The 1,703-nt window shown below is 43.7% G+C and carries 4 protein-coding genes; all 4 read left to right on the forward strand.

Translation table 11 applies throughout. The features are described from left to right. The 4 genes from B0181_RS12185 to B0181_RS11430 are packed head-to-tail and all read left to right on the forward strand — an operon-like array spanning window position 1 to window position 1,615. Window positions 1–192: a DUF968 domain-containing protein gene (locus B0181_RS12185; protein ID WP_078277616.1), complete on the forward strand. Its 192-nt coding sequence runs from the start codon at window positions 1–3 to the stop codon at window positions 190–192. A 2-nt stretch (window positions 193–194) separates the two neighbouring features. Then, window positions 195–746, forward strand: a complete 552-nt coding sequence (locus B0181_RS11420) for a hypothetical protein (RefSeq protein ID WP_078277617.1) — start codon at window positions 195–197, stop codon at window positions 744–746. Further along, entirely contained in the window at window positions 718–1,146 is a 429-nt protein-coding gene (locus tag B0181_RS11425; RefSeq protein WP_078277618.1) for a DNA methyltransferase family protein, read from the forward strand. The genes B0181_RS11420 and B0181_RS11425 overlap by 29 nt, the downstream gene beginning before the upstream one ends. Beyond that, window positions 1,130–1,615, forward strand: a complete 486-nt coding sequence (locus B0181_RS11430; protein WP_078277619.1) for a NinB/YbcN family protein — start codon at window positions 1,130–1,132, stop codon at window positions 1,613–1,615. The genes B0181_RS11425 and B0181_RS11430 overlap by 17 nt, the downstream gene beginning before the upstream one ends. Window positions 1,616–1,703: the final 88 nt, after the last annotated feature.

The raw sequence follows: 1,703 nt of genomic DNA on the forward strand, positions 1-1,703 counted from the left end.
ATGGGCGTAGATATTGCGCATTCCAACTTCTACGAACACGGCAAAGGCAAGGGCGTTAAAGCGCATGATGATTACACCATACCGCTGTGCCGAAAGTGCCATTATGAATTTGATACTTATCAATCATTAAAGCGTGAGCAGGCAAAAGCGTGGTTTTTGGAAAAGCTGGCATTTGTGAATAGGGCGTTTTAGCGATGTATGACAAACACGCAGATTTAAAGGGTAGAACGTTTGAAACGTGGCAAGAGCTTTGGGCGGCGATGAGCGAGCAAGACTTTGAAACGGTTTATACGCTACACAAAAAGAGTGAAGCCTTGCGCAGTTTGGGAATGTACCGTAATAGACAGCTTAAAGACGCAAGAAATCTTATTGGGCGTTTTTTATACCGCCAAAAGCTATTGGGCATTAAAAAGCCGCTAAAACTCACCAATAAAGTCTATGCCGACCCATTACCAAGCCCAAAGAACATACAAGAGATTTGGGAAAATTTGACTGATGAAAAGTACAGTGAAATGTACCTTTTGAGCTTGGAATATTGCAAGCAAAAGCACAACCCAAAAACAAGGCGAGCGTATGGGCTGATTTGCAGATTTAGAAAGCATTGCAGATTGGCAGGGCTTGATTACCCAAAGGGCAAATTTTTTAGCCGCAAACAACCCAAAGACCACCCTTGGCGACTACTTGAGACCCAGCGCATTGAAAGAATTAGACAAAATCGTGAAAGAGCTAGTCAAAGCCAAAGATGACACGATGACGGGCAAAAACGCCAAAGACAGAGCTAAGAAATTTGCAGAAGTAACCACAAGCATTGATTTGATTGATCAGCAAATTTTGCTACTGCCAAAGGCGGTAATCTTGGATTTATCAAAAACAGTGCTTGACCCTTGTACGGGCGATGGGCGGTATTTAATGCGCTATTTGTACCACCGCTTGCCAAGCATTAAAACGGCTGATGATTTGGCGCAAGCGGTAAGCACTTTATACGGCGTAGAATTGCAACAAGAAAACGTAACAAGGGCAAGAAATAATATGCTTGCGCTTAGCCGTGCGATTGCTGGGCATTTGGGTTTTAAAGCACCAAAACTACAAAAAATCATCAACAACAACATAAGGCAGGGCGATTTTTTACATGAACCAACGTTTTAGATTGCTAAACCTTGATATTTTCAAGGCTTGCACTGATGAGATTTTGGCAAGGTTTACTAAGTCTGATAAGCCCGTCAATGTGATAATTACCGATGATGACGAAACCAGAAGCCATGCGCAAAACCGTCTGTACTGGCTGTGGCTCACCCAAATTGGGGACGCATGGGGGCAGGATAAAGACAGCTTGCACATTGATTTTAAGCGCCGATTTTTAAGCCGAATTTATCTAAGAGACGGCACAGATACACGGCTAAATGACTGCTTACCAAGCCTACAAATCGTCAAACAGACCGCAGGCACAGCAGTGTATGAAGCTATCGCCCAACAGATTGCCAGCGGTATCAGCACCACAAAGGCAAGCACAAAGCAGATGACAGAATACTTAAACGACATTTACGCCTTTTGTTATGGCAGGGGGCTGTTATTACAGATACCGAGTGATTTGGAGTGGGTATGCACGAAGAGTTGATAGAATGGGGCAAATGGGCGAGAAACAACCCCGATAAGCTAAGCTACAAAAGCCAGTGGTATGAAATGATTATGCGTGGTAATGTACC

Origin of the sequence: Moraxella caviae (assembly GCF_002014985.1) — a bacterium.
Taxonomy (GTDB): Bacteria; Pseudomonadota; Gammaproteobacteria; order Pseudomonadales; family Moraxellaceae; genus Moraxella; species Moraxella caviae.

What these genes read in the sequence shown, in the direction of transcription:
- B0181_RS12185 (WP_078277616.1), top strand. Translation starts at nt 1, where the DNA reads ATGGGCGTAGATATTGCGCATTCCAACTTCTACGAACACGGCAAAGGC.
- B0181_RS11420 (WP_078277617.1), top strand. Translation starts at nt 195, where the DNA reads ATGTATGACAAACACGCAGATTTAAAGGGTAGAACGTTTGAAACGTGG.
- B0181_RS11430 (WP_078277619.1), top strand. Translation starts at nt 1,130, where the DNA reads ATGAACCAACGTTTTAGATTGCTAAACCTTGATATTTTCAAGGCTTGC.